Consider the following 25,772-nt stretch of genomic DNA (forward strand, 5'->3'; position numbering starts at 1 on the left):
ATGAGAGAGGCTCCCCGATGGGGAGCCTCTTTTCTTTCGTTGTGCGTAACGCGGGAACAGGCATGGGCGGCTGGCGGGACGCTCAGGCCGTCCGCACGGCCTCTTCGAGTTTCGCCGTCGCTTCGGCGTAGGCGGTCCCGGGCGCGAAGGTGATGGGCGGACCGATGTTGACGCGGACACGGCCATGGGGATGCGGAAGCCACTTTCCTTCGTAGAACCCCGGGCGCAGGATGTCGATCCGCATCGGGAGGACCGGCACGCCCGTCTCGATAGCGAGCAGGCCGGTGCCGCTCTTGAATGCCTGCATCGGCCCGCCAACGGTGAGCTTGCCTTCCGGGAAAATGAGCACGTTCCAGCCGCCGTCCAGCATCTTTGCGACCGCCTCGAGGCTGTCACGGACGCCAGATCCCTCTTTGGCGAAGGGGAAGGCGTTGCCGAGGAGACTGGCGCCGAAGCCACGGAAGCGGTTACCAAAAATGTCCGAAGCGGCGGCGGCGATGGCAACGCGCTGGCGGAATCCGTGCGGCATGCTCCGAAGCAGCATCGAGCCATCGAGATGCATGTTGTGGTTGCTGATGATCAGGACGGGTTCCTGGAGGCTCTTGAAGTGATGGCGGCCGCGGATCTCGACGCTGTACCCGAGGCGCAGCATTGGGAAGACCAGGCCCGTCATCAGGGCGCGGCGAGCCAGCCGGGCCGGCAACCGCCGGGGCCAGGTGGGGAACTTCCGGACCTTTGCTTTTCGTTCTCCCTTTTCAACCATGGCGCGCAGTTGGGCCACAGTCGTTTGTGGTCCAACCTCGGTATCATCCACGTAGACGCCCATATCGTCCTCGATCGCCGAGAGGAGTTCGACGCGGCCAAGAGAGTCGAGCTGGAGGTCGAGGCCAAGAGTCGCCGTCTCGATGATCGGTGCTTCGCCTTTGCGGACTGAGGCGACAAGTTTGAGGAGCGCGTCATCTGAAACGAAGTGCGCCGCGACCGCGCTCACCGGCGCCTGGTCCGTGACGAATTGCTGCACGAGCGGGCGCCGCACTTTCAGGGTGTGGGTGCGAGGGAAGTCTTCGTCCGGCCAGATAGTCCAGGCGAAGAGTTGTTGGCGGTCGCTGAGCTTGGCGTTCGCGCCTTTCACGGCGGCCGGACCGGCGCCAGCTTCGGACTCGACAAGGACGGCGTGGAGGCGGATGTCAGGACCATCGGGGAGCCCGAGGACAACCGCGTCGGCGATGCCGGGCTGATGCCGGAGCACCTCCTCGATATCGTCCGGGTACACATTCTGACCATCGGAAAGGACGATGAGGTCTTTCTTTCGCCCCTTGAGGTAGAGGTAGCCATCCTCGATGTACCCGAGGTCGCCCGTCCGGTACCAATCGCCCTCGAAGACGGCGGCTGAGGCGGCCTCGTTCTTCCAATAGCCGCTGAAGACGTTCGGACCCCGCGTGAGGACCTCGCCATCTTCTGCAATACGAACCTGCTGGCCGGGCAGAGGCTTGCCCACGCTGCGGATGCGCCGGTCATCGCGGGGGTTGATGGTCACGACTGGCGAGCATTCGGTGGTGCCGTAGCCTTCGACGACGGCGACCCCCATCTGCTCCCACTTGAGCTGGATCTCCGGGTCGATTGCGGCGCCGCCACTCGCGATCATCTCGAGCTTGCCGCCAAACCGGCCGAGCACGCTGCGAAAGAGCTTGCGGCGAACGTTCTCGGGCAATGGCGTCGCGAATTTGCGGAGGCGGTTCAGGAGCTTGAGTTTGCCCTGCGCGGCCGCTTCCCGCTCGATGCCGTTCATGAGCAGGGTGAGGACCTGGGGAACGCCCATGATGAACGTGGGCTTCCACTCCTGCATGGTCCGGGAGAGGGCTGCCGGCTGGCGGCTCGCGGGGTAGCAGACCGCGGCGCCGACATGCATCGAGGCGAAGCAGCCGCCGATTTGTTCGAACATGTGGCTCAGCGGCAGCAGGGAAAGCATGCGCGTGTCGCGGCCGATAGGGATGACGGCAGTGCCTGCCCGGACATTCGCGACGATATTCGCGTGAGACAGCATCACGCCCTTGGGGTCTCCGGTCGTGCCTGAGGTGAAGATGATTTCCGCCAGGTCGCTCGGGGCGAGGGGGGCCTGGGCGACGCGCCCGTTCACCGGCAGGTTCATGGTCTCGAAGGCAAACGACGGGATCTCCAACTCGCGGAGGGTGTCGGCCTGGGCTTTCCCCGCGAAGGCGATGACCGGCTCCGTCTGATGGATGACCCGTTCGACAAAGTCGCGGGTCGAGCGGACGTCGAGGGGGACAACCACGGCGCCGGCGAGGAAGGAACCGAACATGGCCGCGACCCAATCGGGCTGATTGGGTGCCCAGATGACCACCCGGTCACCCTTCTTGACGTTCTGCTCGCCCATGAAGCGTGCGTAGGCGTGGGCCCGTTCTTCGAGCTTCGTGAAGTTGTATTTCACGGTACGGACGCCTACGCGCATGGTGACGGCCGTGCGCTGGGGAAAGTCCCGGGCGGATTGTTCGAGCAGATCGACGAGGGTGTTCATTTGTCCTGGAGCGATCGTGCGAACTCACGCACACGCTGGTCGGCTCCTTCCAGGATCGGCCGGTAGTGGCTGAAACAGAGGGTCTCGAAATCGAGCGCAGCGAGTTTCTGGATGGACGCCGTCGCCTCGTCCATGTCCTGGGTGAAGAGCCGGCTCGGCAGCATGAGCCTGCCGAACTTGTACTGCATCGCGTCGCCCACCAGCAGCATCCCGCGGTTGGGGAAGTAGAGCGAAATGCTGCCAGCCGTGTGGCCGGGAGCATGGACGATCCGCATTCCGCCAAGCGCCGGGAGTTCGTCGCGGTCATCGAGAATGACATCGACGCGCGCCGCCCCGGGGTCATTTCGGCGCAAATACGGTTCACAGATCTTCGCGAGGAGCGGGTGCGTGAACGGGTTCGGGAGTTGCTGACCGCTCTCCACATGCGGCGCCTCCGCGAGGTGGACTGCCGTCTTCGCCGGGACGTGGGTTTGGATCTCCGGCAGTCCACCGACATGATCGAGGTGGTAGTGGGTGATAACGATGTGCTTGATGTCCGCGGGCGAGCGGCCGATTTCCTGGAGCGCCTTGAGCACGCGGGTCCCGGAGCCCACGGAGCCCGCATCGATCAGGGTAATGTCGTCTTCGACCAGCAGGTAAGCCTTTGAACCACGCGTGCGCACCTGGAAGACTCCGGGGAGCACTTCAACCGCAGAACGGAACTGGGCGGGCTTGCGCTCGTCCCAGCGTGCCTGGGCCTCGACCCAGCGGGACTGTGCCTCTGTCCAACGTTCCTGGAGAGTTGGGCGCGGAACTCGGGAGGGCTCAGTCATTGGTCAAATGCTAACAGGAAAACCGCGGAGACACGGACTCGATCCGATGACGGAGACACGAAAATCACCCGAGATCGAGGGAGTTCCCGAGAGCCTGGTGTTTGTGTCGGCGTTCGAATCAGGGGCAACAGATGTGAATAGCGTGGCGCGACGCCGCCCCGCCCGGCGCCTGTCTGTCACCGCGACCTGCGCGCCGCCGCTCAGCCGTCTACACGTTTGAGCACCACGGCCTTGAGCATCTACCTGCGCAGCGCGTAGCGTCCGAGCACATGGCATCAATTTGGGTGGAGAGCCTCGGTCGCAGCTTCGAGCAGGCGTTGGGCCTGCTGGCTACAGCGGTGCAGGGTTGCCCCGACGAACTGTGGGAAGTGCCGATGTGGCGGGTTCCGGTCCCCGGGCCCGAACACCCGTTTCTTGGAGCGGACTGGATTCCGGTCATCGACGCCGCGTTGCGGGACTCCCTGGCAAGTCAATGGGTGCGACGACGCTCAACTCCGTGGAGCGTGGCCTGGCACGCGCTGGAGACTTTCGACTACGAGCTGACCGGCGAGTTCGGCCCGTGGGCCCCGCCACCTCCGTTCAGCGGGCACCCTCATTGGCGAGATCTCCCCAGCTTGCCTGTGGCATGGTCGCGCTCCGAGGTGCTCGTTTACATCGAGTACTGCCGCCTGCAGGCAGACCGAACACTCGCGGGTATGACCGACGAGCTGGCCGCGACACCGCTGCCGCGCGCCCATCGTTACCGCGGGCAGCCGTACGCATGGATCCTGACGGGCCTCGTGGGGCACACGACGGAGCACGCGGCACAGATCCGGCAATTCATCACGGCTGCGGGAATGGCACCCGACATGCAGGGCGGCCCAACGACGTCAGATCGATAACGCATCCCAGGCTCTGCGCAGCTCGGACTCGGCGTGCCGGGAGAGATGCCGGGTGATTCCTGGGGTGGAGCAGCGAGCGCCCAAGGGGGATTGGAAGCAGAGCAGTAGGAGAAGGACGGACCGGGCGCTCGCGTGCTCCGGTGGGACATGTGAATTTTATCACACAGACAGGCGCCGGTGGGCGAAGCGCCATCGAAGTAGCCTATGGCGCAGTTCGAGGGAAACCCGAATTTGGTTCGCTTGCAGGCGGTTCACCGCTAGCCCACAATCGTTTCCGCATAACTTCGTTGCGCCGCAGACCGGCGCGCCCAAATGAAAGCAGGAAAGCCACATGGTTATCACCCTCTCCGATAACGAACGCGAAGCGACCTGGCGCAAGGAAGTCCGGAGTTTCATCGACAGCGAAGCTCCGGCCGCGCTCAAGGCGGCAGGGGACGAGGGCGGCGAGAACTCGCTCTTCGGGCGACTCGGCGCCATTAAAGAATGGCGCGAGAAAGTCGCCGCGAAGGGCTGGATCGCGCCCTCCTGGCCGAAGCGCTTCGGTGGCGCGGATATGACAGTCGCCGAACAGTTCATCATGAACGAAGAGTTCGCCGAATCTGGCGTGCCGGGCAACCTCGGCGGCTTCGGCGTCATGATGATCGGGCCGACGATCATCGAGCACGGCACGGAAGAGCAGAAAGAGGAGCACCTCACCAAGATCCTTAAGGGCGAGGTGATCTGGTGCCAGGGGTATAGCGAACCGGGCGCAGGCTCAGACCTCGCGAGCCTCCAGACCCGCGCCGTCCGCGACGGCGACGACTACGTGATCAACGGCCAGAAAATCTGGACGACTGGCGCGCAGTTCGCCGACATGATGTACATGCTCGTCCGGACCGACCCGGATGCGCCGAAGCACCGCGGCATCACCTACCTGCTCGTGAACATGAAGGCGCCGGGAGTCACCGTGCGGCCGCTCACCATGCTTTCTGGCGCGCAGGGCTTCAACGAAGTCTTCTTCGAGGACGTCCGCGTCCCGGTTAAGAACCGCATCGGTGAGGAGAACCGGGGCTGGTATGTCGGCACCACGACCCTGGACTTCGAACGCAGCTCGATCGGTTCCGCCATCGGCGTGCGCAAGCAGCTCGAGGCGATCATCCGGCAGGCGAAGACCGGCGGCGAAGCCTCCTTCGACCGCAACCCCAACGTGAAGCGCGAGTTCGCTGATCGCTGGATCGAAGCTGAAGTCGCCAAGATGCTCAGCTACCGCGTCGTCAGCATGCAGGTCCGGGGCCAGATTCCGAATCATGAGGCCAGCATGTGCAAGCTCTTCAGCAGCGAGATGTCGCAGCGCATCGCGAACCTTTCGATGCACCTGTTCGGCATGCACGGCAACGTCCGCAACCGCGCCTCGAACGGGTATATGCAGGCCGTCAGCTCGACGATCGCCGGCGGCACCACCGAGGTCCAGAAGGGGATTATCGCGACTCGGGGCCTCGGCCTCCCTCGCGGTTAAGTCCCGAGCTCTTCGCACGACATGGAGGGGCCCTTCGCCAGCCGGCGAAGGGCCCTTTGGCACTCTGAGTCGCGCCAACCGGCGCGGTGAAGATAATGGGCACGATGCGGCAAGTCCTCCGAACCCTGCGCTTGACGATTCGAGCCGGGCAGCTCGCGATCGTGGCCGTGTCTCTGTATCAGTCGGCGATCACCATCGCCGGCTACAGGAAGTACCGGCGATACCGGGACGTGCGCCCGGAACCGCCCGAGGGGCTGCCCCGCTTCGGCCTCGTCGTCTGTGCCCGGAACGAAGAAGACGTGATCGCCCGGATCGTTGCGGATCTGCTCGCCCAGGACTACCCGGCCGAACTGCGCGACGTCGTGGTCGTTGCCCACAACTGCTCCGACAACACGGCGAGCGCCGCAGCGCGCGCCGGCGCCCGGGTCATCGAGCTTTACACGGCAGCAGCCGGGAAGGCCCAGGCGATCGAAGCGGGACGGCTTGCCTTCGGGCCTGGATACGACTTCATCGGCGTATTCGATGCCGACGCCCGAGTCGCTCCGGGAATGCTCACCGAAATCGCGGCCCATTCGAAGGACCGGGAGTGCCTCCAGGCCGAAGTTGTGCCCATCGCCGACCCCGACTGGCTGGCCGAAGGTTACGGCTTCGGGAGGAAGGCCCGGAATCTGTTCTGGTGGCGTCCGCGAGAGGCGCTGGGGCTCAGCACCACTATCACCGGGAGTGGCTGGTTTATCCGTCCCGGCATCCTGGCCCAATACGCCACGGGCTCATGGACGATGACCGAGGACCTGGAACTGAGTGTGCGGCTCGTGACGGACGGCCATGCAGTGACGTATGTGTCCCGCGCACAGATCGCCTGCGGCGAGCCCCGGGAGCTCAAGTCATCGATGCAGCAGCGGTCGCGCTGGGTGCGGGGCCACATCCATGTGGTGATGGGCCGCTGGCTCCCGCTGGTGCGGCGGGCGGCGACCGGTGACCTGCGCGCACTGGACCTGGCGGTTTACCTCGTCGTACCCACGCGATTGCTCACGCGCATGGGAGTGACGGTGACGGCGGTGGCCGGGCTGATTACACCGGCCTTCGCACTGCCGGGGGTGATCGTTTGGGCGGCGATGGCGGGTGAGTGGCTGGCGCCGGCCTACATTGGCTGGAAGGAACGGCTCGTGCACCTTTCAAGCGGCAGTCTGATGCTGGGACTTCGCCACAGCATCCTCAGCCTGCTCTGGTTCCCGATCGGAGCATGGGCGATGGGGACAGCGCGCCTGCGAGCCTGGCACGCCATGCCGCGAATCCTCGAACGGGAAACGAATAATGTCCGTTAGCAAAGCTGCACCATCCAGGCCGAACCGGGCGCCGATCGTCTTCGCGGCTGCACTGGTGCTGATGTGCGTGATCTGGTTCCTGGGCTTCGCAGTGAGGATCTCGCTGAACCAGGACACGGATATCGTCGCCCGCGCGGGGATCTCCCGAGTGCTCAACGGCGGGTTCTCCGACTTCCGGGCGACGACGTTCCTGATCCTGGTTGCCGTGTCCTGTTATGTCTCGTGCCTCCTCGCCCTGAGAAAGCGGTTCCGCCACGACTTCGCCGCTGCTATCGGCGGGACCGTCCTGGCGGGCTGCTCCATGCTGCCGGCCATGCCGCTTACGTCGCCCGACGCCGTACACCTCGCCGCCGATGTCCGCACTTTCTGGCTCCAACATAAGGACCCGACCAACTTCGATGGCGTCCCCGCGAAGTTCGATGACCCGGTCGCGAACGAGGTACGGGTCTTCCGAAACCAGCCGAGCGGCTATGGCCCATTGGCCTATGCGATTGGCGGCGCCCCCATCCCCTTCGCCGGCGACTCTTTCAGAGCGAACCTGCTGGGCCAGAAGGTGATGGGCGGGATCTTCCTGACGCTCACCGCGCTGGCCGCGGGGCTGCTCGCCAGGCGGCTCGGTCAGAACGCGGCACTGGTGGCGGGAATCGTGGGCCTCAACCCGATGATGACGTGGCAATTCCCGGGGGATGGCCACAACGACGCGATGATGGCTTTCTTTGGCGTCGTAGCCCTCGGCCTGGTGATCGAGCCAGGCTGGCGGCTGCGCGGGGCCGGCGTGGTGGCAGGGTTGGCCTCTGCGGCCTGCAAGTACGCCCTGGTACTCGCCTCACCCGTCGTCGCAGCCTACTGGTGGCCCCGGTACCGTTACCCGCTCGCCTTTCTGGCCGCGGCCGGCGGTGGGCTCGTCCTGATGCTCTACGTGCTGGGCATCGGCCCGGTGCAAAACGGGGCACTTGGACCTGCGGGGGCTATCATCCAGACCTCGCCATGGCGGTGGCTGCAGCTCTGGTTCGACACCGGCTCCCAGGGGAATGACCGGCTCGTTGTCGCCAGCTACATGCTCTACCTGTTCATTCTCGGCTTCATCATGATCTACCACCGGCTGGAGACAAAGACGGACCTGGTCGCGGCGGTGGGCGTCGCGATGACGTTCTTCCTTTACTTCTGCTCGCCTGGCTACCACCCGTGGTACATCGTCTGGTGCCTGCCGTTCGCCGCCCTCTCGAACAGCCGATGGCTGATGGTGGGAGCGGTGGCGTTCACGCTCACCGCCTTCCTGCCGATCCTCGCGCTGAACTGGCAGATCACGCTCGGCGACGCCTGGCACATCGGCAACCCGGTCGAGTGGTCGACGGCGCTCATGTGGCTGGCCACGGCAGCAGCGGCGTATGTGGGCTGGCGCGGGCGAGACTGGACTCACCTCGGCCGTTCAGCGAGCACAAAGGCTGCCGGGCCGAAGTTCGCGGCACGCCAACGCAAGCGCGCGGGAGCCTGAGCGGGTTTCATCGCCACGCCGCCTCAGGGCGAGTCTGCACCACCAGTGCCGTCCTTGGTCCGCTTCGCCAGAGCACCAGCCGTCTCGGCCAGCTGGCGGGCTAGCCGGAAGTACGCGGCCACATCATCCCGGCGGATGCACCAGACCTCGACGAACGGGAGCCGGCTGCGGCGAACGAACAAGGTCACCGAAACGACAGTCGCGACGCCGTAGCTGAGCGTAGTCGCCCAGGCTGCGCCGGTCGTGCCGTAGAGCGGGATGAGGAGGAGGCCAGCGGCAACTGAGACCGCGACCGAGAGCAATCCGATGAATACAGGAAACGATGGAACGCCACGGTGGTTCACGAAGTACAGGTTGATGAGCCCCTGGGGCGCGAACAGCGCCGTCCCCAGGCAGAGCACCCGCAACGGCGCGCCCGCGCCTTCGTAAGCGCGGCCGAAGAGGATCTCGATCAGGTACGGCCCAACGATGGCGGCGGTGAGTCCGCCGCCGATGACAACCATGACCGTATGCCGGATGCCGGTGGCGGTCAGCCGCGCCGCCTCGGACGGTTCCCCTCGTCCCACCCTGGCGAATGACGCCAGTGTGATCGCCGACGAGAACAGCCAGAGCCCTTCGGCCACGGCGATGGCGGAGGAGTAAATGCCGGCGCCCTCCCGGCCGTCGAGCCGGATCACCAGGAGTTGGTCGACCCGGTAGTTGAGCAGCCCGATGACACTGCCGAAGCCGGTGACCGCCGAGAAGCGCAGCATCCGTCGCATCAACGCAGTGTTCGGACGATGGGTAAGCATCCAGCGCCACCAGGCGCGGCCCCAGTAGACGATCGGCAGGAGGGAGACGTACTGGGCAAGCGTCCAGGCCTGGAGCGCACCCTCCGCGGTGCGATGCCCCAGGACGCCCACCCAGACCGCGAGGAAGAGCAGCGCAAGGCTGACTGCGACGTCGCCGGCGAGGTTGTACTTCACCACGGAGTTCTGTCCGAGAATGACGCCGAGAGAGGTGTTCCGGATAATCGCGGGCGCCATGGACGCGACGGCGAGGACGACGACCTGACCGTCCTCACCGGATACAAACAGGCGCGTCCCGAGCGCGACGACCAGTATCGCCAGGGAGAGCGGCAGGACCATCGCCAGCGCATTTGCGCCTACCTCTTCGGCATCACGCTTCTGGTTGGAGACGAAGTATCCCGTCGCGCTTGAGAGGCTGGAGATGCCGCCGATCGCAGAAGTGAGCACGATCGCCGTCGCATAGACGCCACGATCTTCAACCGAGAGCGTGCGCGCGGTGAGGATCCCAATGAGGCCCCACATGAGGATGTCGTTCATCCGGAAGATGAGCGAGACGAGGCTGCCGGTGGCGATCCCCACGTCGGAATAGTAGGGACTATCCGGCTCCGGGCGACCGGTGGGCGGCAACCGCGAGCGAGTATGCAGCCAGCAGGGCTTCTTCGACGACAGCCGGCCGGAATGTGTAGGCCCGGGCGATCCCTGCTTCGCCGAGCGGTTCCCGCCCGGCGATCGCCCGTTGGATGGCAGCAGCCATCCGCCCTGCAAAGTCATGACCGCCAAGGGGCACGATGAGCCCAGCTCCGTCGACGATTTCCGGCAGCGCCCCACCATCGGAAGAGACGACCGGGAGACCGCAGGCCATCGCCTCGATGACCGGAATCCCAAAGCCTTCGGCGAGGCTGGGCTGAACCAGTACGTCGCAAGCGGCGTACACCAGCGCCAGTTGCTCGTCGCTCAACGACCGGAGTTGGATGGTGCGCCTCAGTACCCGCCCTGGACCGCCCGGCGCAGCGCCGTTCCGGAGAGCTGGGGGCCGACGCGCACGACGCTGGCGTGGGAGAGCCCGGGCCTCGCGACGGCGTCGAAGAGGGCCGGCAGATTCTTGTAGGCCCGGTCGTTGCCAACGCTGAGGATGCGCGGAGCGGATGGCAGCGCGATGCCGGCCGCCGAAAGCGCGGCTTCGGCGTGAGACCTTGGGGTGGGCCGGAAGGCCGGGCGTATCACGTTGGGAACGAGAGGAATTGACTGGCATGTGAAGCCCAGTTCGCGCACGAGTTCGCCGCGCGTGAACTCAGAGACGGCCGCGACGGTATCCGCGCTCTTGAGCGCAGCTCTCGATCGGCGGAGGAATGCGCACTTTACGAGGCGCTCGATTCGCCCTTCATAGTAGCCCGGGGTGGTGAACGGCATCAGGTCGTGGCAGGTCACGAGTACCGGCGTCCGCACGGAGAAGCGCGGCGCGTGGTGGGCAAGCGCCTGATCCGTCAGGTGGACGACGTCGTAGACGCCTTCGCGCGCCAGCCGGAGCTGCGGCTGGCGGGCCCAACCGGCTCGCGCGGCTTCAACCATCGAAGCAGGGTTGAACCATGGAGCGGCGACAGTATCGACGGCAATTCCCGCCTCGCGAAGCATGTCCTCCAGCGAGGCTGCATAGGAACTGATGGAACGCCAACGCTCGCCTGCGAGCGGGCGCACCAGCAAGACTCGCTGAATCTCCGCCATCGCCCGATGGTACGGCCTTGCGCCGGGAAGAACGAAGCGGGGGGATTTGCTAGGATCGTCCGGTGGGCCTTCTCCGGCCCTTTCCCGGGAGCGCGGGCGTGGCGTAATGGTAGCGCGCGACCCTTCCAAGGTTGAGGCGCGGGTTCGATTCCCGCCGCCCGCTCCAGCTTCAGTTCCACTTACCTGCCAGTGGTTGGAGGTTTTCGATGACCAGTCCGGTTGCCGGACCGGCGGACTTCGTGACGTTCCCTGGTGCCGTGCGCCCCGCGCGGCACCACTGGGTCGACTCTTATGGCGTCCACATCGCCGTGTGCGAATGGGGCGCCAGCGAGAACCCGCCGCTCTTCCTCGTCCACGGCGGAAGCGACTTCGCCGGGACGTTCGACGTCTTCGCCCCCTTGCTCGCGGCCGCGGGCTGGCGAGTGATCGCCTGGGACCACCGCGGCCACGGTGATTCGGACCACGCGGCCCTCTACAGCTGGGACGCCGACGTCCGGGATGCGCTCTCGGTGCTCGACGCGATAACGCCCGACCCTGTCCCCGTGATCGCACACTCGAAGGGTGGCGGCATGATGCTTCAACTCGCCGAAACCCTTCCTCTCCGGATGTCGAAGCTCGTCGTCATCGACGGTCTTCCATCACCCGACCCCCACCCCGACGTTTCGGACCACGAGCAGCGGCGCTTCAGCAGCAAGAACCTGGCGGCATGGTTGGACCACCGCCGCAACGCTGCCGCGAACTTCCGCAAACCGGGCACCCTGGAGGAACTCGCAAAACGCCGCAAGCGGATGAACCCGCGTCTCTCGGATGAGTGGCTGCTCTACCTCGCGAGCATCGGCGCGCGGAAGGATGCGGACGGCTGGCGCTGGAAGCTGGACCCGGCGATCCGCTTCGGCGGCTTCGGTCCGTGGCGGCCGGATTGGTCGCTGGAACGGCTGAAGACGATGACTGTCCCGCTACTCGGGCTCACCGCGACCGTCGAAGAAGAGATGGGCTGGGGGACGAACCACAAAGCGCTCGAGCCGTACCTCCCGCCGGGCGGCCGGCTCGTCTCGTTCGAGAACACGGGCCACTTCATCCACATCGAACATCCGCGGCGAGTCGCCGACATGGTGCTGGACTTCCTCGCATGACCGTATTTGTCGCCCACAACCAGGTGAAGCTTGCCCTTCACACCCTGCGCGAGGGGGACGGCCCGTCCCTCCTCCTCCTCCATGCGCTCGGCGAACATTCGCCCGGCGCCGTGCCCGCGGAGTTCGAAGCATGGCCGGGACGTATCTTCGCCCTCGACTTTACCGGCCACGGCGCGTCGACCGTCCCCGGCGGAGGTGGCTACACAGCCGAAGTACTGATGGGCGACGCTGACTCGGCCCTCTGGATGACCGGCCCTGCGACCGTCGCCGGACGCGGACTCGGTGCCTACATCGCTTTGCTCATCGCCGGGGGCCGGCCGGAGCTTGTGCGAGGCGCCATCTTGCTCGACGGACCGGGGCTCGCGGGTGGCGGCGATCGACCGGGACCACTCAACATCCGGGGCGTCCCTGGCCGTTCGACGACGCCCGACCCGTTCGCTCTGGTCGAACTGTCGTCGGACCTCCGTCCGCCGGATTATGTCACTCGTTTTGCTGAACTGGCGGCGCTCAACTCGGGACTTGACCCGGCCATCGCGGTCTGCGGGAAGTCCCGGCCAGACTGGCTGAAGGCAGTCGCGGCAACCGAAGGCGTCCGGGAAATGGAGCTGGCGGAGGCGCTGAGGGCCTTTGCAGGAGCCCGGCTCTAGCCGCTACAGGTAGTTGAGCAGGGTCATGTTCGCTGTCTTGCCGATCGCCCCGAGGGCCGCTTCCAGCGCATTCTGGGCGGCGGTGAACTGGATGATCGTCTCGCTGATGTCGATGTCTTCGATCGAAGCGCGCAGCTCCTGAAGGTTCGTATCCGTATCGAGCGAGCGGTTGGTGGTCGACTCAAAGCGGTTGAGGCGTGCGCCGACATCGGCACGGGAGTTCAGGACGCTGTTCAGGGCCTGGTCGATGTCAGCGATAGAGCCATTGATCGTGGTTGTGGCGGCGTTGCTGTTCAGGTTGTCACGCAGCGCGATGAGGTCGGTGAACATGTCACCGAACACCTGGTCGCCGATGACGTTCACGGCGACGGCATCCTGGGCCGAGACCTGGCGGATGCGCTGGCCGGCGTCGCCCTGCCAGGTGACTGCGACCGGAGGGTTCCCTGAGACCTGGTACGCCGCCGTCTGCGTCTGGTGGCCGCTGAAGATGTACGCGCCGCCAAAGTTGGTGTTCGCCACCTGGGCAAGCTGCTGGATGATCTGGTTCACCTCGGTCGCGATACTGACCTTCTCGCTCGGTCCGAGCGTCCCGGTCGCGCCTTGCACGGTCAGTTCGCGCGCCCGCTGGAGGAGCTCCGTCGTGCTGTTGAGCGCCGATTCGGTGACGTTCAGAAACGCGGTGCCGTTTTCGAGATTGCGGCGCATCTGTGCTTCGAACGAGATGTTCTTTCGGTGCTGCATCGCGAGGGCGGCGCCTGTCGGGTCGTCGCTGGCGCGGTCGATCCTCCGGTTCGTCGAAAGCTGGCGCTGGACGCGGTCGGCCCGCTCCGTCGCATCGGCGAGGTAGCGCACCTGGTTGTGCGTGCGGGACTGGTCGCTGAGGCGCATGACTTATCCGATCCCCGTCCGGTTGATAAGGGTGTCAAGCATCTCGTCGATTACCGAGATGACCTTCGCCGCGGCGTTGTAGGCGTGCTGGGCCGAGTTGAGGTTCGTGACCTCTTCATCGATGTTCACCCCGGAGACCGACTGCCGGAGCGTATCGAGGTGATCGACGAGCAGGTTGGCCGAGTCGTCCAGTCCCTTGGCGCGGTTCACGTCCGCGCCGAGGACAGAGACGATGTTGCCGTAGAAAGTCGAAGCCGATGCCTCCACCTGGAGCGTGTTGTTCCCCACCGCGGTGAGGTCGGCGAGCTGTGCGGCAGCGGTGTAGGCCGCCCCGACGGTCATCGAGATTGTCGCCACAGTGTCTGGCCCACTGGTGAAGGTGATCGTCCCGCCGGGCGGGTTGATGGCTGCGAGCGTCGCCGTGCCGATTACGGGGCCGGTGGCCGAGCCATACCGCAATTCAACGTTCGGTCCAGAGGCCACCAGGTGGTACGTCCCGGCCTGGAGGGTGCCAGCGAGAGAAACGCCGGTGGCGATGTTGCCGGCCGAAAGAGCCTCGTTCACGACCAGGTTTGCCGCCGCCAGCCCGGCGAGCATGTTCGGAGACTGTTCCAGATTGGCGATGGCGAGCGCGTTCGCCGGGTTTCCCGGCTGGCCGGCTCCGGTCGCGGTCGCAATGGATTGCGGGCTCCCGGCCAGCACCGAGTTCACGGCGATATCGGACGCGTCGTTGCCGGTGAAGAAGGCGAGGCCCGTCGCGTTGTTCAGGCCGTACCCGGCCTGGTGGATCGAGTTCACGGAGTTCATCAGGCCGGTGGCGAAGTTGTTCAGCTTGTTGATGAGTTCCGGAAGGGCAACATCGCGAGCATCCAACACGCCTCGGAGCTGTCCGCTGGCGACACTCACGTCGTCGTTATCAATGGCGAACTGGAGTTTCACCATCCCGGGGTCAAGCGGGTCGTCCACAGCGTTGATCGTCCGGACGGAGGTGCCGAAGACCAGTTCGTGGGTGCCCAGGTAAACGCTCATTGAACCGGTTTCGTCTTCTGAATAGTTGATGCTTCCAAGGCTGGACAGTTCGTCCAGGAGGACGTCGCGGCGATCGCGGAGGTCGTTGGCCATGTCGCCATTGAGTTCCACCTGCTTGATCTGCAGGTTCAGTCCAGCTATCTCGGTGGCTTTGGCGTTGATCTCTTCGCCGATGCCGGTCACTTTCTGGTTCAGATCCTGACGCTGCTGTGTCAGCTGCGCGTGCGCGGTCTGGAGCCGGAGGGTGAAGGTGGTCGTCGCGTGGATGAGCGCTGTCCGCGCGGGAGAGGACTCCGGTTCGTTCACAACATCGTGCCAGGCTGCCCAGAACTTCCCGAGGAGCGCCGAGATGCCGTCGTCGGACGGGTCGTTGAACACGACTTCGGCATTGCCGAGCGGCGTGGCAAGCGAGGCGAACTGGCCCTGGCTGGAGATGCTCTGGCGGGCCTGGAAGTCGAGAAAGGTGTCGCGGATGCGGTTCACGTCTTTCGCATCGACGCCCATGCCCGCGCGTCCGAGGAGATTGTCGCGGGTGAAGTGGTCACTACCGTCGATCCCGATGGGGCGAAGGAGCACACGCTGCCGGCTAAAGCCCGGCGTCTGCGCGTTGGCGATGTTGTGCGAAGCAACATCAACCGCGAGCTGGTGAGCCCGGAGCGCCTTGACGGCGGTATCGAGACCGATAGACAAGCCCAACCGGCCCTCCTAGGCGCTCCGCGAGACCGTCCCGCGCGAGTTGCTGACTCCCCGGCGTCCGTTGCTGCCGTATCCGGGGGCGAGGTAACCGCCAAGCATGTTGGCCCAGCGGTCGCGCAGCTTCATCGCGTTCAGGAGGAGGCGCGCATTCTGCTCCTGCGCGTCCCGGAGTTCACGCGCCCGTGCCCCAAGCTGGAGCCGGGCCTCGGCGAAGCCATCAACTCCGAGATCATCGGCAAGTGGGAGGAGATCTTCGAGCGTGAGCGCCTCGGCGCCGACGGATCTAAGGAGATTCAAACGGTTCGCCTCGAGCGCCTCGATGCTATTCGCAGCATCGATCATCCGGTTGCTGATCCCCGCGACGGCGTCGAAGTCGGACTCGACCAGGGCCTGCTGTTCATCCAACGCGAGGCGCATGAGTGCCGCGAGCGCCTGCTCTTCCTCCCAGAAGAGGGAGAGGACCTGTTGGAGGACCTCCGCCGGCGTGGGCACCTTCAGCTCCCGAGCCCATTCGCGATGAGCCGCTCGGCGATCTCGCGGGCATTGGAGCGGTAGCTACCGCTGGCGATGGCCGCTTTGAGGGCGGCTACCTTCTCGGCACGAACATCTCGCGACTCGCCTACGGCCTGGGCCGCCTCGGCGACGAGACGCCCGCGGTTGGAGAGGCTGATGGCATCCTGGCGGCCGCGGGCCTTGATGGCGGCCGCGGATGCGGCGGAGTCATGCGTTGAGCCCGCCCCGGCTGCTCCTGCCGGGTTCAGGCTGGCGCCGGAAAGGTTCAGGCCGTCAATTCGTGCCACGGTGCCGCCTCCTACTGCGTGATGTTGGTCGCGATGGCCAGCATTGCGTCGCCGACCGCGAAGGTTTTCGCACAGGCGGAATAGGCCCGCTGTGCGACGATCATGTTCGTGAACTCTTCCGCCATATCGACATTGGAGCCTTCGAGCGCACCGGTCCGCAATGCGGCGAAACCCTCAGTTGCCGCGGCGCCGACCGTGATCTCGCCAGTGTTGGCGGAATCGAGGTAGAGGCCCTCACCCAGGATCTGGAGGCCCTGCGGGTTCCGGAACCTCGCGAAAGAGAGCTGCCCGAGTTCCTGGCGAACGCCGTCCAGGTCCAACGCGGAGATGATCCCCGCAGCGTCGACCTGGGGCTGGGTCCAGAGCGGGGGCATCTGGATCGCTGGCTCGAGGAAGCGGCCGTTGGCGGCCAGGATGTTGCCATCGACGTCGGGCTCGAGAGCCCCGAAGCGGGTGTAGACGATTGCGCCATCGAAGTCCCGGACACGCAGGAACGCGTCTCCTTCGATCGCGAAGTTCAGCGGGTTGTCCGTGACCTGGGTCATCGCCTGGGAGAAGATCAGGTCACTTGTCGTTTCGGCGACGCCGAGGCGTCCGGCGTCGGGGTCGATTTCCGGCGAAGGGACGCCTTCATGCAACGGCCTCAGCTTCTTGAATGAGAAAGCGTTGGCATTCGCGACGTTGTGACTGATGACGTCGAGCTTGTTCTGGTTGTGGGTCATGCCGCTGGCAGCGGCCCCGAGGATAGATGGCATGGCTACAACGCCCCCAGTTGGCCCGCGGCCTGGTCGAGCGTCCCATCAAGCACGGAGAGGACTCGCTGGTTCGCCTGGTACGTCCTCTGGACCGCGAGCAGCGAGGTCATTTCTTCGACGAGGATCGAGTTCGAACCCTCCAGTAGACCCTGGCGGAGTCCAGGCCCACCGATGGGCGGCTGGCCCTGGCCGGTCGTCTGGAAGTGAGCCTCGCCCGCTCTTACGAGCTGGTTCGGCGTGAAATCGAGGATGCCGAGGCGGGCGATCTCGACGCCCTGGTCGAGGATGCCCCCATCGACCGAGACGGAGACCATGTTCGAGGGGAGGTTGATGTGCTGGCCGCTTTCATCGAGCACGAAGTAGCCCTGGCTGGTCACCAGGTCCCCGTTCGCGTCGCGGCCAAAGCGGCCGTCCCGTGTCGAGTAGACCGTCCCATCGGGCGTTTCGACCTGGAAGAAGCCTTCCTGGATGGCGAAGTCGAGCTCGTTGCCTGTGGTGCGCAACATCCCCTGTCCGAAGTCAGTCGCGAACTCGGCGATGAACGTGCCGGTGCCGATCTGTCCGACAACCTGTTGAATGCGTGATGTGATTGGCGCGGGAACGGGCGCCTGCTGCGAAAGCAGCACGTCCTCGAATGGCTGCTGGACCGCGAACTCGCGTTTGAACCCGGCGGTATCGGCGTTGGCGATGTTGTTCGCGAGGACGTCCTGGTAGCGCCAGGCAGCCTCCATCGCTGTGAAGGCGCTATAGAGACCTTTGATCATGGCTGACCTTCCTCCGTTGCATGATGTGCAGGAACGCGAAAGCGAGGCCGCCAGCGGCGGCGGCGATGGTGATCGTGCGGCCTATTCGTTCGCGCAGCGAGGGCGGCGACGCTTCGCCGGTTTCGGGGAGCTGACCCGGACGGATGTCTCCCGCCGCACCACCTGAAGCGTCGTCTCCGATGACCGTGAAGCGCCCGGCGATCGAGATGTCGGACGGCTGGGCGGCCTGGTCGGTCCCGGACTTGCGGGCAGCGACGACGAAGAGGTTGTAGTCGTAGGTGGCCAGGCCCTCAAGTTTCGTGTCGAGTGCGCCAATCCCTGAGGCATTTACCGGGATGACGCCGACGCGGAGGGGTTTGGCGCTCCCCATAAGCCAGCCCTCGTAGGTGTACCCCTCGGCCGGCTTCAGGTTCTTCACATCGACGCGGGCGTAGGCCTCGGCGAAGCTGAATTCGAGGACGCCCTCGGCATCCTTCGGGCCGAAGTTCGAGACACCTTCAAGGTAGGTGAGCTTGACGAGCTGGGGGACGCCGTTCGCGTGCGCGGCGCCACCCCCGGACAGGACGGCGGTGAGCAGGGCGAGTGCCGCCAGGCCGGCCGTGATGGTGCGCCGCATCAGCCCGCGATCCCCTGGCGGCGAAGAAGCAGGCGGACCTCTTCTTCGCTCTTTCGCATCCTGCGGGCGAGCGCCGGGATGTCGATGGCGCCGTTTGAGCGCGCCACGAGCGCGGCCAACTCACTGCGGGCCGGGTTCCCCACATGGGAGCCGCCTCCGGCGGGGGCGGCATATGCGGCACGTGCCGCCCGGCCAGCCAACGGCGGCGAAACCGTTTCGGGGCCGGGCATGCGATGGACTCGCGCGGAAGGCTGGCGGCGGGCCGGCCCGCGCCGTCTTACCTCCTGGAGCTGCATGTACAGATAGAAGAGCGCTCCCAGGCAGACAAGCTGGGAGATAGCGAGTAAGGCGATTGCGTCGTTCATCGATGCCTCCTCATGCGGTCCGTTCGCGCGCAAGCCGGGCACGGAGGCGGCTGAGGGCGCGACCGTGGAGCTGGCAAACGCGGGATTCCGAGATTTCGAGGATCTGGGCGATCTCCTTCATCGTCATCTCGTCCCGGTAGTAGAGGCTCACGATGAGCCACTCTCGTTCCGGGAGTTGCTTCACCGCGCCGGTGAGCGCATCGATCATCTGGCGCTTCTCGAGCCGTTGCGTGAAGTCTTCTTCGTTCGGATCCGCCGGCAATTCCGTCGGCGCGGAGCCGTCGTCCGAGCTGTCCCGGTCTAGCAGCCCGTCGAGGGAGACAGTGACCCAGGAGCAATCCACGAGTGTCTGGTTGAACTGCTCCCGGGTGAGGCCCATGGCGAGGGCTACTTCTTCATCCGTCGGCTCACGGCCATGTTCGAGCGCATATGCGACGTGGATCTGTTCCAGCTTCTTCGCCTTCTGGCGGACTGAGCGCGGGAGCCGGTCCAGCGCTCGAAGTGCATCGATGATCGACCCCCGGATGCGGCTGATGGCGTAGGTTTCGAACTTCACGCCTTTGCTGTCGTCGTAGCGGTCAAGGGCTTCGATGAGCCCGATGGTGCCGTAGCTGAGGATGTCCTCGTAATCGAGGATCGCGGGAAGGCCGATCGCGAGCCGGCCGACAACGTACTTCACCAGGGGCGCGTACTGCCGGATGGCCGCTTCGCGGTCGGAAAAGGGGACGTTCGCGCGTAGTTCACTGGCGACGGCCATAGTGGCGCTCCTTCATGGTGCTACTCGAATTCGAGGGATTCGCTGGGTTCGGTTTCTTCGGGCGCAGGCGGCGGCGGCACGGGCAGTGGAGTGAACAACAACACCGCTTCGGCGCCGAAACCGAGGGCGGCGACGATGACGAAGTAGAAGACTGAGCGCAGGAGGGCGAAATCAAACGCCGTGCCCGCCCGAACGCCCAGCCAGACGCTGATGAGTGCGACACCGGCGGCGGCATAGATGCCGTAGCGCGCGACGGTGTACGGCCGGAGGGCGGTCATAGCTGCCCCCTTCGCCGCATCTCCAGCTGCCGCCGCATCATGTAGCGGGCGATGACGTCGCGATGGGCGCGCGAGATGTCGGTGAATTCACAGTGCAGGCGGCGATTGCGGTTACCGGGCTGAGGGTCGCGCACGAAGGTGACGCGCATGCGCGCCTGGATCTCCCCGGCTTCCGGGAGGATGGCCTGCAGTCCCAGCCGCTCGCCCGGGGCGGCGAAGCTGCGTGTGCTGATGCAGCACCCGCCCTCGCTAAGGTCCACGACGGTGCCTTCCAGCAGATCAGGTTCGTCCGTCTCTGAATCGACGACGAGGCGGTAAAGCGACTCCGGCCGGATGGCAGCGGGCAGGCGAAAGTTGCGCCTGCGCTCGGTGCTTTCGATCGCGCCGGGGAGCCGCAGGTATTCGAACAGCCCGTCATCGCTGTGACCCTCGACCTCGGTGACGAACATCCAGCGTTTCCGCTGGTGCATGTAGTGCGCATGGACGAGCGTGCCGGCGGAGAAGGGCCGTGGGCGGAGGCCCCGCATCGGGACAAGGATGGCTATCCTCCCGTCGACATCGTCGACCCGGGTGACATGGGTCTCGCCTTCGCCTCCGGAAGAGACGTCGAGGCGAAGCGTGGTGCCTGGAAGGAGTCCCTGGGCCATGAAGGGATTCTTACGCGGTGACGGCGAGGCGCCCATTGGTTGTCTCCCGTGTACTCGTAGTGAAGACCCCTGATGCCAGCGTGAACGGATCGGCGACGGCGATCCCGGTGGCGACATCTCGCCCCGATGAGAGGAAGGCCACTCCCAGCTCCGATTCGACCAGGAGCGAGAGAGCTGGTGTGAGGGAAACCGCCAAATCGGTCCCGGTGAGGATCGCACCCGCGCAATGTGCCGGTTCGAACGTGGCCAACTCGGCACTCAGCACAGAGGCCTGCCAGTGGGCTGGCACGGCGATGTAGACGAAGTGGGAAACGCCGGGGATAGGAGGGGGAAGCCACCGCCCGGCAGGGACATCGACGAAGATGCATGCACCTTTTGGGGCGCGCGTAACCGCCGCAACAAGATCCTTGGAGCCGAATGCATCGAAGACCGTCAGCCCAAGGGCTTCTCCATAAGCGTGAACCTGCGCCCGGCCACCCGCGTGAGAACTGTCTCCAGCGACGAGGACCGTCTCGCGTCCCGAATCCGCGCAGTCGAGGGCCATCCGCATCAGTGCCGTGGTGCGACCAGAACCAGGAGCGCCCTGGATCGAGATGATCGCCGTCCGGTTCTCGACGGGGTAGTCGATCCGGGCGGCCGAGAGGGCCGTCCCGAGTGCATCCTGAGGGTCCTGAAGGCCCGGCGCTGCGGCGACGATGGTGCTCGCCGCAGCGGGAGTGAATCCTGCGGCTATGAGCGAGCCCGCGACGCCTGGTTCGACCGGCTGGAACCGCCGGGGCAGCGCGGCTGCGGGCGGCGATTGCCGTTCGCGCGACGGCGGTTGTCCCGGCTCCACCGGCTGCTTGCCGGTGACGATGTACGGCCGCGACGACCACTCGATCGGCGGAGGAGGAGGCACGTCTGGCGCCTGGAACGGCTGAATGGCCACAACCGGCCGGTACTCTTCGACGGCGTCTTCGTGCAAGAGCGCGGCGAGGTGCGGAGGGAGACCGGCGCTGTCCGTCGCGACGAAGCCTTCGAACCATTCGGGCGGGGGGGCGGGGTCTTGTTCCGCGTAGGCAAGATCGAAAGCCCGGAGCGTTTCCTGGTCCAGGCGTTCACGTGAGGCGATGTCTTCGAGGTCGCCTACGGTGAGCCCGCGCGAGGCTGCGGGCGACTGGGCATGCTCAAGCGAACCCTGGACGAGGACGCGCTGGAGGGCGAGGGTGAGTGCGTCATCGCCGCCGGCGGAAGGGGACGCCAACACCTCGATGAGCGGGTCGGCGCCGTCGCGCAGCAGCGACCGGGTCTGGACAATCACGGCGTCTGGCCCGAGTTCGCGGCGCACGCGCACGAAGATGCGGGCCATGTCGTTACCGATGTAGCGCTTCGTTTCCAACGTTCACCTCGATATTCCCCACGGCATCGACCGCGGTCTGAGACGTGACTTCAGCAAATGAGAGGACGACGACGTTCGGCAGGCGGCGTTCGAGCATTCGCCGGAGGGCGAGCCGGATGCGCGAGGAGCAGAGGATGACCGGGTCGCGCCCGGCTCCGGCCACCCGTTCGACCTCGGTGGCAACGACGCCGAGAAGGCGTTGCATTGCCCATGGCGCCATGGCCACCTGGTTGCCGCGTTCGCCCTGCTGGATCGACTGGGCGATCTCGTCCTCGGTGCGGGCGCCGACCGTGATCACGTGCAGCGTGCCGGAGTCATCCGCGTATTGGCGGCTGATCTGCCTGGCCAGGGCAGCCCGTGAGTACTCGGTGAGCAGGTCGACGTCCCGCGAGACTCGCCCTTGCGTCGCGAGCGTTTCGGAGATGGTGACGAGGTCCCGGATGGAGACGCGCTCGGTGAGCAGGTTTTGGAGCACTTCCTGCACTTCTCCGACGGTGAGCGTCGCCGGCACGAGGTCTTCCACCAGCGCCGGGTATTCGTTGCGCAGGTTTTCGAGCAGGTTCTGGGTGTCCTGGCGGCTGAGCAGGTCCGGGGCGAAGCGTTTCACCAACTCGGTCAGGTGGGTGGCGAGGACGCTCTCCGCGTCGACGACGGTGTAACCGAGCAGCTCGGCCCGCTCCTTGTATGCGGGCGTGATCCATCTCGCGGGCAACCCGAAGGCGGGCTCCTGGGTCTCGATCCCCGGGATGTCGCCCTCGGCCGTGCCGGGATCCATCGCCAGGAACTGAGCCGGCTGGAGCGAGCCGCGTGCAATCTCCACGCCGCGCAGTTTGACCACGTAGGCGTTCGGCGCGTGCTGCAAGTTGTCCCGCACGCGCACTGTCGGCAAGACGATCCCAAGTTCGAGCGCGAGCTGACGGCGAATCATCGTGATCCGGCGAAGGAGGCCACCTCCGGCCTGTTCGTCGACGATCGGGATCAGGCCGTAACCGACCTCTACTTCAAGTGGATCGATGTTCATCATCTGGATGACCTGCTGGGGCCCGAGGGTTTCCGGTTCTGGTTCGGCGATGGGTACGAAGGATGCCGCGGCGACGGCTGCGGCCGTCTGCTGGCGCTGGATGAAGAAGCCCGCGGCCGCGCAGACTCCACCGATCAAGAAGAACGGCATCTTGGGGAGACCGGGCATCAAACCGAACAGGGCGAGCATGACGCCGGCGATGATCAGGGGGCGGCTCTGGCTCGTGATCTGGGCGAACATCTGGGTCCCCAGGTTCGTGTCGCTCGCTGCCCGCGTGACGATGATGCCGGTGGCCGTAGAGATCAGGAGGGCCGGGAGCTGGGAGACGAGACCATCGCCAACCGTGAGGTTCGCATAGATGTGGAGTGCCTCGGCCGGTCCAGCACCCTGCTGGAGGACGCCGATACTGAGGCCGCCGATGATGTTCACGAGGATGATGACGATGCCCGCCACGGCATCGCCTTTCACGAACTTGCTAGCACCGTCCATGGCGCCGTAGAAATCCGCTTCCTGCCCGATCGCCTTCCTGCGGTCACGAGCCTGGACTTCGTCAATCGTGCCAGCATTCAGGTCGGCGTCGATGGCCATTTGCTTGCCGGGCATCGCATCGAGGGTGAAGCGAGCAGCAACCTCGGCGACCCGGCCGGCGCCGTTGGTGATCACGACGAACTGGATGACGACGAGGATGAGGAAGACCACGAGCCCGACGACCAGGTTTCCGCCGACGACGAAGCTGCCAAACGAGTGCACGACTTCGCCGGCATCGCCGTGGAGGAGGATGAGGCGGGAGGTGGAGACGTTGAGCGCCAACCGAAACAGGGTCGTCACAAGGAGTAGCGAGGGGAATACGGAGAACTTCAGCGGCTCCTGCGTGTACACCGCCACCAGGAGGATGGTGACCGATGCCGCGATGTTCACCGTCAGGAGCATGTCCAGGAGGAACGGCGGCAGGGGGATGATCATCATCCCGACGATGGTGATGATGCCCGCGGCGAGGAGGATGTCGGTCTGACCGAGGAGGCGGCCGAACCCGGTGGAAGCCTGGGGTTGTGCCTGGGCCTGGACGGTCATGGGTTACCTCCGGCGCCCGCGAAGCGGCTCCGTGCGAGCGGTTGCTTCCTTCGCAGCGCGTAGACCCATGCGAGGACTTCGGCGACTGCGTGGAAGAGGTTGGCAGGGACCGGATTCCCGATGGCAACGGCGGCGTGGAGCGCACGGGCAAGGGGAGGTTCTTCGAGGACCGGCACTCCGTTCTTCATCGCCACCTCGCGGATGCGCTTCGCGAGGAAGTCCTGGCCTTTGGCCACAACGATCGGCGCCTGCATCGTCAGCGGGTCGTACTTGAGCGCGACGGCGAAGTGGGTGGGGTTTGTGACCACAACGTCCGCGGTCTTCACGGCGGCGATCATCCGGTTCATCAACTGCTGCCGCCTGCGGCGGATCGCGGCCTTGATCTGCGGATCCCCGTCGTTCTCCTTCATCTCCTGTTTCAACTCTTCGCGCGTCATCATCAGCTGCTTGATGAAGCGGCGGCGCTGCCACGCGTAATCGGCGATGGCCATCAGGAAGAGGACACCAACAGTCTTGAAAGCGATATCGAAGCCCAGGGAGACAAGACGGCGCCCGCCTTCGCCGATCGAGTACTGGGAGAGCGCGGAGACCTCCTCCATCTGGCCCTTTAGGGTGAAATAGACGACCAGGCTGACGGTGATGAACTTGAAGAGCGACTTGCCGAGGCGCATCAGTCCATCGAGCGAGACAAGGCGCTTGAGCCCGGCGCCCGGGTTCACACGGTTCATCTTCGGCTTGAGGGGTTCGCCGCTCAGGAGCAGGCCAGTCTGTGCCAGGTTGAGGGCCACCGCCCCGGCAGCGAGCAGCCCAAGCAGCGGGAGCAGCGCCATCAGCGCCCGGGCGAAGGACTCCTTTCCGATCTGGAAAGCGCTTTCGCGAGTCAGTTCCTGCGAGGTTGGATTGCCCAGGCCTTCGTGGAGCAGGTCGCGCATGTCCCACCAGAGTTCAGGGCCGAGCATCTTCATGGCAGTGATAGCAAGGAAGAGCACACCGATGGTCACGACTTCTTCGCTCTTGGCGACGTTGCCCTTCTGCCGGGCATCCTTCAACCGCTTTGGGGTGGGGGCCTCGGTGCGTTCGCCGGCCATTAGCTCGCACTCCCGAGGAGGACGCTGCTCGAGCCAGCGAGTGACGTGCCGAGCACACCGTGAAGGAGGCTCACCGTCGCGGGCAGGGCGGCGCCAAGCACGATGACGCCGACGAGAATCTTGATCGGCGCGCCAACGATCAGCACCTGCATCTGCGGCACCGTCCGGCTGGCCAGACCCATGCCGAGATCCGTGAGGATGAGCGCAGCCATGACGGGCATCGCCAGGCGAACGGCCGTTACCGTCAGTCCAGCCATCAATGCGGTGATCCCGTCGGGCGTCACGATGAACGGGTCGAAGGTCCCAAGTGGCACTGCGCGAGTAGTCTCGGCGAGCGTTTGGACCACGAGGTGGTGACCGTTGATGGTGAAGAACACCAATGTGACGAGCAGGCTGTAGAACTGGTCGAACGTCCCGAACTCGGCGCCGGTGATGGGATCGAAGACGGCGCCGAGACCGAAGCCCATCTGGAGGCCGATGATGCGAGATGCCATCTGGACACCGATGAAGACGACGTTCATGACGACGCCCAGCGCGAGCCCGAAGAGCACCTCGCGCACGGTGTCTTCGATGACGAAGCCGAAGTTCTGCGGAGGCACGGGCGGGTTCTCGCCCTGGAGTGGGACGAGTACGAGGGAGAAGAAGACGGCGAAGCCGACCTTCGAGTAGGCGGGGATGCCTTTGTGGCTGAGGAGCGGCGCTGAAACCAGCATCGAACTCGTCCTGAGCAGGATGAGGAAGAAGGCGTAGGTGTATTCCGGCGTCACCATGAATCCGTCCATGGC

26 protein-coding genes and 1 tRNA gene are annotated in these 25,772 nt (G+C 65.4%); 7 read left to right on the forward strand and 20 right to left on the reverse strand.

The features are described from left to right. Nucleotides 1-82: 82 nt before the first annotated feature. Nucleotides 83-2,536, reverse strand: a complete 2,454-nt coding sequence (locus IPG14_RS01875; RefSeq protein WP_343390725.1) for an AMP-binding protein — start codon at nucleotides 2,534-2,536, stop codon at nucleotides 83-85. Further along, on the reverse strand, nucleotides 2,533-3,348 hold the full coding sequence (locus tag IPG14_RS01880; protein ID WP_343390726.1) for an MBL fold metallo-hydrolase: 816 nt from the start codon (nucleotides 3,346-3,348) through the stop codon (nucleotides 2,533-2,535). The genes IPG14_RS01875 and IPG14_RS01880 overlap by 4 nt, the downstream gene beginning before the upstream one ends. Before the next feature lie 269 nt (nucleotides 3,349-3,617). Between IPG14_RS01880 and IPG14_RS01885 the strand changes: the two genes are divergently transcribed. The 4 genes from IPG14_RS01885 (at nucleotide 3,618) to IPG14_RS01900 (ending at nucleotide 8,544) form a co-directional block, all read left to right on the forward strand. Next, nucleotides 3,618-4,229 (forward strand): DinB family protein, encoded by a 612-nt coding sequence (locus IPG14_RS01885; protein WP_343390727.1) that lies wholly within the window; start codon nucleotides 3,618-3,620, stop codon nucleotides 4,227-4,229. Nucleotides 4,230-4,560: 331 nt separating this feature from the next. After that, nucleotides 4,561-5,724 (forward strand): acyl-CoA dehydrogenase family protein, encoded by a 1,164-nt coding sequence (locus IPG14_RS01890; RefSeq protein ID WP_343384824.1) that lies wholly within the window; start codon nucleotides 4,561-4,563, stop codon nucleotides 5,722-5,724. Between the two features lie 104 nt (nucleotides 5,725-5,828). After that, on the forward strand, nucleotides 5,829-7,049 hold the full coding sequence (locus IPG14_RS01895; protein ID WP_343390728.1) for a glycosyltransferase: 1,221 nt from the start codon (nucleotides 5,829-5,831) through the stop codon (nucleotides 7,047-7,049). Continuing rightward, nucleotides 7,039-8,544, forward strand: a complete 1,506-nt coding sequence (locus tag IPG14_RS01900) for a hypothetical protein (RefSeq protein ID WP_343390729.1) — start codon at nucleotides 7,039-7,041, stop codon at nucleotides 8,542-8,544. The genes IPG14_RS01895 and IPG14_RS01900 overlap by 11 nt, the downstream gene beginning before the upstream one ends. A gap of 23 nt (nucleotides 8,545-8,567) precedes the next feature. Here IPG14_RS01900 and IPG14_RS01905 read toward each other — a convergent pair whose 3' ends face one another. From IPG14_RS01905 to IPG14_RS01915, 3 genes are read right to left on the reverse strand one after another with little or no spacing between them, the layout of a single operon-like run. Continuing rightward, on the reverse strand, nucleotides 8,568-9,911 hold the full coding sequence (locus IPG14_RS01905; protein WP_343387892.1) for a polysaccharide biosynthesis C-terminal domain-containing protein: 1,344 nt from the start codon (nucleotides 9,909-9,911) through the stop codon (nucleotides 8,568-8,570). A 16-nt stretch (nucleotides 9,912-9,927) separates the two neighbouring features. Further along, entirely contained in the window at nucleotides 9,928-10,290 is a 363-nt protein-coding gene (locus IPG14_RS01910; protein ID WP_343390730.1) for a glycosyltransferase, read from the reverse strand. Between the two features lie 23 nt (nucleotides 10,291-10,313). After that, on the reverse strand, nucleotides 10,314-11,054 hold the full coding sequence (locus tag IPG14_RS01915; protein WP_343390731.1) for a glycosyltransferase: 741 nt from the start codon (nucleotides 11,052-11,054) through the stop codon (nucleotides 10,314-10,316). Nucleotides 11,055-11,146: 92 nt separating this feature from the next. On the opposite strand from IPG14_RS01915, the gene IPG14_RS01920 reads away from it, so the two are divergent. The 3 genes from IPG14_RS01920 (at nucleotide 11,147) to IPG14_RS01930 (ending at nucleotide 12,834) form a co-directional block, all read left to right on the forward strand. Continuing rightward, nucleotides 11,147-11,220 (forward strand) — tRNA-Gly (locus tag IPG14_RS01920). 40 nt (nucleotides 11,221-11,260) lie between these two features. Beyond that, nucleotides 11,261-12,187 (forward strand): alpha/beta hydrolase, encoded by a 927-nt coding sequence (locus IPG14_RS01925; protein WP_343387894.1) that lies wholly within the window; start codon nucleotides 11,261-11,263, stop codon nucleotides 12,185-12,187. Beyond that, the gene (locus IPG14_RS01930; RefSeq protein WP_343384831.1) at nucleotides 12,184-12,834 is read left to right on the forward strand and encodes an alpha/beta hydrolase; all 651 of its coding nucleotides are present in this window, start codon (nucleotides 12,184-12,186) and stop codon (nucleotides 12,832-12,834) included. The genes IPG14_RS01925 and IPG14_RS01930 overlap by 4 nt, the downstream gene beginning before the upstream one ends. A 3-nt stretch (nucleotides 12,835-12,837) precedes the next feature. Here IPG14_RS01930 and flgL read toward each other — a convergent pair whose 3' ends face one another. From flgL to IPG14_RS02005, 15 genes are read right to left on the reverse strand one after another with little or no spacing between them, the layout of a single operon-like run. Beyond that, nucleotides 12,838-13,722, reverse strand: a complete 885-nt coding sequence (flgL, locus tag IPG14_RS01935; RefSeq protein ID WP_343384832.1) for a flagellar hook-associated protein FlgL — start codon at nucleotides 13,720-13,722, stop codon at nucleotides 12,838-12,840. 3 nt (nucleotides 13,723-13,725) lie between these two features. Continuing rightward, nucleotides 13,726-15,441 carry a flagellar hook-associated protein FlgK gene (gene flgK, locus IPG14_RS01940; protein ID WP_343390732.1) on the reverse strand — a complete coding sequence of 572 codons (1,716 nt, stop codon included), beginning with the start codon at nucleotides 15,439-15,441 and terminating at the stop codon, nucleotides 13,726-13,728. 15 nt (nucleotides 15,442-15,456) lie between these two features. Continuing rightward, entirely contained in the window at nucleotides 15,457-15,939 is a 483-nt protein-coding gene (gene flgN / locus IPG14_RS01945) for a flagellar export chaperone FlgN (protein ID WP_343390733.1), read from the reverse strand. 2 nt (nucleotides 15,940-15,941) lie between these two features. Next, nucleotides 15,942-16,247, reverse strand: coding sequence for a flagellar biosynthesis anti-sigma factor FlgM (flgM, locus tag IPG14_RS01950; RefSeq protein WP_343384835.1), 306 nt, complete (start codon nucleotides 16,245-16,247; stop codon nucleotides 15,942-15,944). An 11-nt stretch (nucleotides 16,248-16,258) separates the two neighbouring features. Then, nucleotides 16,259-17,002, reverse strand: a complete 744-nt coding sequence (locus IPG14_RS01955) for a flagellar hook basal-body protein (protein WP_343390734.1) — start codon at nucleotides 17,000-17,002, stop codon at nucleotides 16,259-16,261. Between the two features lie 2 nt (nucleotides 17,003-17,004). Beyond that, nucleotides 17,005-17,766: a flagellar hook-basal body protein gene (locus IPG14_RS01960; RefSeq protein WP_343387897.1), complete on the reverse strand. Its 762-nt coding sequence runs from the start codon at nucleotides 17,764-17,766 to the stop codon at nucleotides 17,005-17,007. Next, nucleotides 17,747-18,382, reverse strand: a complete 636-nt coding sequence (locus tag IPG14_RS01965; protein WP_343390735.1) for a hypothetical protein — start codon at nucleotides 18,380-18,382, stop codon at nucleotides 17,747-17,749. The genes IPG14_RS01960 and IPG14_RS01965 overlap by 20 nt, the downstream gene beginning before the upstream one ends. Next, complete coding sequence (locus tag IPG14_RS01970; RefSeq protein ID WP_343384839.1) at nucleotides 18,382-18,747, reverse strand: hypothetical protein; 366 nt, start codon at nucleotides 18,745-18,747, stop codon at nucleotides 18,382-18,384. The genes IPG14_RS01965 and IPG14_RS01970 overlap by 1 nt, the downstream gene beginning before the upstream one ends. A gap of 10 nt (nucleotides 18,748-18,757) precedes the next feature. Next, nucleotides 18,758-19,504, reverse strand: coding sequence for a FliA/WhiG family RNA polymerase sigma factor (locus IPG14_RS01975; RefSeq protein ID WP_343384840.1), 747 nt, complete (start codon nucleotides 19,502-19,504; stop codon nucleotides 18,758-18,760). Between the two features lie 20 nt (nucleotides 19,505-19,524). Beyond that, on the reverse strand, nucleotides 19,525-19,782 hold the full coding sequence (locus tag IPG14_RS01980; RefSeq protein WP_343384841.1) for a hypothetical protein: 258 nt from the start codon (nucleotides 19,780-19,782) through the stop codon (nucleotides 19,525-19,527). Beyond that, on the reverse strand, nucleotides 19,779-20,429 hold the full coding sequence (locus tag IPG14_RS01985) for a PilZ domain-containing protein (protein ID WP_343384842.1): 651 nt from the start codon (nucleotides 20,427-20,429) through the stop codon (nucleotides 19,779-19,781). The genes IPG14_RS01980 and IPG14_RS01985 overlap by 4 nt, the downstream gene beginning before the upstream one ends. 10 nt (nucleotides 20,430-20,439) lie before the next feature. Beyond that, the gene (locus IPG14_RS01990) at nucleotides 20,440-21,807 is read right to left on the reverse strand and encodes a hypothetical protein (protein WP_343390736.1); all 1,368 of its coding nucleotides are present in this window, start codon (nucleotides 21,805-21,807) and stop codon (nucleotides 20,440-20,442) included. After that, nucleotides 21,782-23,899 (reverse strand): flagellar biosynthesis protein FlhA, encoded by a 2,118-nt coding sequence (flhA, locus tag IPG14_RS01995; protein WP_343390737.1) that lies wholly within the window; start codon nucleotides 23,897-23,899, stop codon nucleotides 21,782-21,784. Before flhA ends, IPG14_RS01990 begins: the two co-directional genes overlap by 26 nt. Further along, nucleotides 23,896-24,987, reverse strand: a complete 1,092-nt coding sequence (flhB, locus tag IPG14_RS02000; protein ID WP_343390738.1) for a flagellar biosynthesis protein FlhB — start codon at nucleotides 24,985-24,987, stop codon at nucleotides 23,896-23,898. Before flhB ends, flhA begins: the two co-directional genes overlap by 4 nt. Then, nucleotides 24,987-25,769, reverse strand: coding sequence for a flagellar biosynthetic protein FliR (locus IPG14_RS02005; RefSeq protein WP_343384846.1), 783 nt, complete (start codon nucleotides 25,767-25,769; stop codon nucleotides 24,987-24,989). Before IPG14_RS02005 ends, flhB begins: the two co-directional genes overlap by 1 nt. Nucleotides 25,770-25,772: the final 3 nt, after the last annotated feature.

This window comes from Candidatus Amarobacter glycogenicus, assembly GCF_016704105.1.
GTDB lineage: Bacteria > Chloroflexota > Dehalococcoidia > Tepidiformales > Tepidiformaceae > Amarobacter > Amarobacter glycogenicus.

Bases quoted from the DNA above. Each gene is read 5' to 3' on its own strand.
- IPG14_RS01955 (WP_343390734.1), bottom strand. From the start codon at position 17,002: ATGCCATCTATCCTCGGGGCCGCTGCCAGCGGCATGACCCACAACCAG.
- IPG14_RS01980 (WP_343384841.1), bottom strand. From the start codon at position 19,782: ATGACCGCCCTCCGGCCGTACACCGTCGCGCGCTACGGCATCTATGCC.
- IPG14_RS01885 (WP_343390727.1), top strand. From the start codon at position 3,618: ATGGCATCAATTTGGGTGGAGAGCCTCGGTCGCAGCTTCGAGCAGGCG.
- IPG14_RS01900 (WP_343390729.1), top strand. From the start codon at position 7,039: ATGTCCGTTAGCAAAGCTGCACCATCCAGGCCGAACCGGGCGCCGATC.
- IPG14_RS01970 (WP_343384839.1), bottom strand. From the start codon at position 18,747: ATGAACGACGCAATCGCCTTACTCGCTATCTCCCAGCTTGTCTGCCTG.
- IPG14_RS01875 (WP_343390725.1), bottom strand. From the start codon at position 2,536: ATGAACACCCTCGTCGATCTGCTCGAACAATCCGCCCGGGACTTTCCC.
- flgL (WP_343384832.1), bottom strand. From the start codon at position 13,722: ATGCGCCTCAGCGACCAGTCCCGCACGCACAACCAGGTGCGCTACCTC.
- flhB (WP_343390738.1), bottom strand. From the start codon at position 24,987: ATGGCCGGCGAACGCACCGAGGCCCCCACCCCAAAGCGGTTGAAGGAT.
- IPG14_RS01925 (WP_343387894.1), top strand. From the start codon at position 11,261: ATGACCAGTCCGGTTGCCGGACCGGCGGACTTCGTGACGTTCCCTGGT.
- IPG14_RS01890 (WP_343384824.1), top strand. From the start codon at position 4,561: ATGGTTATCACCCTCTCCGATAACGAACGCGAAGCGACCTGGCGCAAG.
- IPG14_RS01965 (WP_343390735.1), bottom strand. From the start codon at position 18,382: ATGCGGCGCACCATCACGGCCGGCCTGGCGGCACTCGCCCTGCTCACC.
- IPG14_RS01975 (WP_343384840.1), bottom strand. From the start codon at position 19,504: ATGGCCGTCGCCAGTGAACTACGCGCGAACGTCCCCTTTTCCGACCGC.
- IPG14_RS01985 (WP_343384842.1), bottom strand. From the start codon at position 20,429: ATGGCCCAGGGACTCCTTCCAGGCACCACGCTTCGCCTCGACGTCTCT.
- IPG14_RS01915 (WP_343390731.1), bottom strand. From the start codon at position 11,054: ATGGCGGAGATTCAGCGAGTCTTGCTGGTGCGCCCGCTCGCAGGCGAG.
- IPG14_RS01880 (WP_343390726.1), bottom strand. From the start codon at position 3,348: ATGACTGAGCCCTCCCGAGTTCCGCGCCCAACTCTCCAGGAACGTTGG.
- IPG14_RS01930 (WP_343384831.1), top strand. From the start codon at position 12,184: ATGACCGTATTTGTCGCCCACAACCAGGTGAAGCTTGCCCTTCACACC.
- IPG14_RS01960 (WP_343387897.1), bottom strand. From the start codon at position 17,766: ATGATCAAAGGTCTCTATAGCGCCTTCACAGCGATGGAGGCTGCCTGG.
- IPG14_RS02005 (WP_343384846.1), bottom strand. From the start codon at position 25,769: ATGGACGGATTCATGGTGACGCCGGAATACACCTACGCCTTCTTCCTC.
- flhA (WP_343390737.1), bottom strand. From the start codon at position 23,899: ATGACCGTCCAGGCCCAGGCACAACCCCAGGCTTCCACCGGGTTCGGC.
- IPG14_RS01895 (WP_343390728.1), top strand. From the start codon at position 5,829: ATGCGGCAAGTCCTCCGAACCCTGCGCTTGACGATTCGAGCCGGGCAG.